At 47.8% G+C, this 2,986-nt stretch carries 6 protein-coding genes; 1 reads left to right on the forward strand and 5 read right to left on the reverse strand.

Annotation, left to right across the window (positions count from 1 at the left end):
* Window positions 1-376: 376 nt before the first annotated feature.
* Together QZ506_RS01465 and QZ506_RS21405 are read right to left on the reverse strand one after the other, a co-directional pair.
* The gene (locus tag QZ506_RS01465) at window positions 377-1,024 is read right to left on the reverse strand and encodes a hypothetical protein (RefSeq protein ID WP_291968555.1); all 648 of its coding nucleotides are present in this window, start codon (window positions 1,022-1,024) and stop codon (window positions 377-379) included.
* Complete coding sequence (locus tag QZ506_RS21405; RefSeq protein WP_367272952.1) at window positions 1,025-1,282, reverse strand: DUF551 domain-containing protein; 258 nt, start codon at window positions 1,280-1,282, stop codon at window positions 1,025-1,027.
* A 141-nt stretch (window positions 1,283-1,423) separates the two neighbouring features.
* On the opposite strand from QZ506_RS21405, the gene QZ506_RS01470 reads away from it, so the two are divergent.
* Complete coding sequence (locus tag QZ506_RS01470; protein ID WP_291968563.1) at window positions 1,424-1,816, forward strand: DUF2441 domain-containing protein; 393 nt, start codon at window positions 1,424-1,426, stop codon at window positions 1,814-1,816.
* On the opposite strand, the gene QZ506_RS01475 is transcribed toward QZ506_RS01470, so the two are convergent.
* The 3 genes from QZ506_RS01475 to QZ506_RS01485 are packed head-to-tail and all read right to left on the reverse strand — an operon-like array spanning window position 1,740 to window position 2,896.
* Window positions 1,740-2,108: a hypothetical protein gene (locus QZ506_RS01475; protein WP_291968558.1), complete on the reverse strand. Its 369-nt coding sequence runs from the start codon at window positions 2,106-2,108 to the stop codon at window positions 1,740-1,742. The two genes, QZ506_RS01470 and QZ506_RS01475, sit on opposite strands and share 77 nt — an antisense overlap.
* Window positions 2,109-2,117: 9 nt before the next feature.
* Entirely contained in the window at window positions 2,118-2,480 is a 363-nt protein-coding gene (locus QZ506_RS01480) for a Mor transcription activator family protein (protein ID WP_291968560.1), read from the reverse strand.
* Window positions 2,474-2,896: a gp16 family protein gene (locus QZ506_RS01485; protein WP_291968561.1), complete on the reverse strand. Its 423-nt coding sequence runs from the start codon at window positions 2,894-2,896 to the stop codon at window positions 2,474-2,476. Before QZ506_RS01485 ends, QZ506_RS01480 begins: the two co-directional genes overlap by 7 nt.
* Window positions 2,897-2,986 lie beyond the last annotated feature (90 nt).

A 2,986-nucleotide genomic window follows, 5' to 3' on the forward strand; every position in this document is an offset into this window, starting at 1 on the left:
ACCGCGCTGCTTGAGGGCCTTGTTATAAGAGGGCCAGTTGGTGATTTTAAAATTTTGTTTTGCCATGGATACCTGATTTTGAAACAACTATGGTGATCTGCTCCGATGATTACCCAAAAGTTCTATTTATTCAACAAAGCCTCTTTCCTCAACGATAATCTAGAATCTCGTTTGCTAGTACATCGATTCTTTTACTACGTGAGGAAAGTGCAATGAGTGATAACAAAGACCAGAGGCATGACCGCGTTGACTACTCTGACGACTCCAAAGGCATGGTGACGATTGTTTTCGACAAAGATGCGCTTCGTAATGAGAAAACAGACTCATCTTCTAAACCAGTCACACCACCGCCATCCAGACCAGCCCGACAATAACGCTACTCTTCAGGGAGAACCCTTACCTCTTTGAACTTGGTTCTCCTTACCTGTACCCGCGCTATCTGATCCGCAGGGACATAAGTCGCCAGTGCTCCCCAAGCTTCATGCAGTACATCACTGCATTCTTTCCAATCTGTGCTGCCAGCCGCTTTTTCGTGGGTTACATAGAGCAAAATGTCTTTTTCGTTTCCCAGAACAAAGCATCCGCATGGTTGCCCTTCAAAGTGGCCAGGTGCTTCCGACAAAAGCGTTGAGCCATTTTTCAGGTAAACATAGATTTCCGAAACATAATAGCCACGCTGGTCAAACATCCTCTGCCAGGCAGAGTTGGTGCTGTCAGACCACGATATATCATATTTCCGCAGGAGGCCATACATCCATTTCTTGCCGTATTTGCGCCAAACCGAACCTACAGTAAAAGCAGAGATAACAGCAGGAACAGATGCTATGTAGGTGTTGACCCCCAACCACACTGCTGAATGATAAAGCCCGGCGGGTGAAAGACAAAAGACCAGGGTCGTAAACGTGATATCAATAGGCTTATGGTGCTCTTTCAAGCCAACATTGGCAATAAAATAACCGATGTAGCCAGAGGCCAGTGTTACCAGCGTTGCCCAAGGCAGATTCAGCAGCGATGCATCTATCATTCAGTCCTCCTTCGCCCCGTGTTGCCAGGGCTCATTAGTGCTTTCTCGCGGAACAGGTGGCAGCGGCATCCAGTGAGTCACTCCATGGACATCATTGTAGAAATCACCGTCATCCCACTCCCTTCTTTGGCTCAGAAAGCAGACCTTCATATCCCCATAGCCACAGTAAACTAGCACCCATTGTTCAGGAGCTGGAAGCTGATTTTGACAAGAGATCCAACCATCAGCAACTGCAGTGTCTTCTGGCAAATAGTTCACTTTGAATGCACATCCCGGTTCATGGCCCTGAGTTACATTCTTGTATATACATGGCAAATAGACTAGTAAACACCTTTAATGACGTTGAGGATTTTCCCCTCAAAACACGGCTACATCAATCTCTGTAACCCTAGCATTATGATGGATGCTCACACCGATCTGAGTCAGACTTTTCTGGTTGGCTTGGTATTTGAACTGGTACGCCGCAGCTGTTTTCCAGAAAAACCATCCCGCTATCAATCATTATTTGCTTGTCAGCAAATCAGTGAGGTTAAGCAATTCAGGGAATTACTGGCAGATGAGAAAGATGATGACGAAATAAGAAAAGCGTCAATATATGAGGTTATTACTGAGGGAACGGTTCATCGTGGGGATATGAGACTGTTGAACAGTGATTGCCCGGTTTTGGAGCTGTATCGCCGGGCGCATCTTTACTGGTCTGGAGAGCCTAGCCCTCTTAATAAAGGGGAAAAACCGTTCTGGGAATATCTAATTCCCCTTCCTGCCTTGATTGGTCAGCGGGTGCCGTGGTAGTACGCTTTTGGCGGCGTTTGTATCGTGATGTCGCGGCCACATTGCCGATCATCATCGTATTATTTTCGCCTTCAGCGAAATGGCTTCTCCTTTCTTCCAAAGCAACCAGTGCCACTTTTAAATCTGTTATCGCTTCAGAGGGGCTACCGGCATACACGCTCAGTGTATAGATTATGTTTTTCTCTCCGACGTCATCAATCCCAAAAAGAAAACCCGGTTTACGGGTGGACGATATCATGTTAGTCATTCTGCTTTCCGCATGTTTCATTATGTGAAATAAAAAAGCTGCCATCCAGACCGCTTACTTCTCATCTTCAAACAAACTGCCCTGGATGCGCGCCAGCTCTTCTTTTTTAACCCGCTTCACCACAGAATAAATCCACTGTAGTGAGACTTTGTATTTACGCGCCAGCGTGTGGTGGTTATGGCCGTTGAAGTCAGTAAATATCTCCCGGTCACGCTGGCTGACTTTCCATATCAGCCCCATCGGGAAATAGACATTTTGCCCTCCCCAGACCGCCATCATCTGACTGGCGACGGCATCGCCTATCTGGCTGGCAACGGCGGGGTCAACATCGATAATCTGCCTGACGGTCTGCGCCGTATGTTCAGCCAGCTCAACCAGTAACTCTGGCCCTTTGCTACGAAAGGTATTCTCTAGCATGATGTTGCCCTCGCCACGCGTTTTTGCCACTGCTTGAGTTTCTCGATAACCTGGCTGGCCTGTTGGCTATCCAGCCAGTAAGGCGAATCACAGCCGGTTTCCCGTTTAACAAAGTGGGCAAGGGCTGTTGCTGACGCATCCCTGACAATGCCCTCGTTGGCCATTGCCTGCCACAGGGCCTGTAATTTTTGGAGTTGTGGACGGTCAGTCTGCTTTTTTGTACTGGCGTGATGGGACTGGATACGAAAGCCTTTGGCTTTCAGCGCGTTTAACACCTGAGCCAGTTGACCGATATTCATGGCTTTTGCCGATGTTTTCCCGGTTAGCCTGTGCAGCATCTGGCGGTAAGTCGTGTCGTCCAGCTTGAGATTGTGGGCGGCAATATGGATTAACTGCAGGTATTTTTGTCGGGTCATCGGTGGCGTCCTTTATCGTCGTGGTTGAGGTCAGGGTTCCTTATGCGATGGGCAAAAAATAATCCTTCGGGGTTTGAAGGATTATAAAAT

The sequence above is a fragment of the Candidatus Symbiopectobacterium sp. genome (assembly GCF_020054415.1).
In the GTDB taxonomy this organism is placed as follows: Bacteria; Pseudomonadota; Gammaproteobacteria; order Enterobacterales; family Enterobacteriaceae; genus Symbiopectobacterium.

Excerpts from the sequence above, each read along its gene's own strand:
- QZ506_RS01465 (WP_291968555.1), bottom strand. The coding sequence starts at position 1,024 with ATGATAGATGCATCGCTGCTGAATCTGCCTTGGGCAACGCTGGTAACA.
- QZ506_RS01470 (WP_291968563.1), top strand. The coding sequence starts at position 1,424 with ATGGATGCTCACACCGATCTGAGTCAGACTTTTCTGGTTGGCTTGGTA.
- QZ506_RS01475 (WP_291968558.1), bottom strand. The coding sequence starts at position 2,108 with ATGGCAGCTTTTTTATTTCACATAATGAAACATGCGGAAAGCAGAATG.
- QZ506_RS01480 (WP_291968560.1), bottom strand. The coding sequence starts at position 2,480 with ATGCTAGAGAATACCTTTCGTAGCAAAGGGCCAGAGTTACTGGTTGAG.
- QZ506_RS01485 (WP_291968561.1), bottom strand. The coding sequence starts at position 2,896 with ATGACCCGACAAAAATACCTGCAGTTAATCCATATTGCCGCCCACAAT.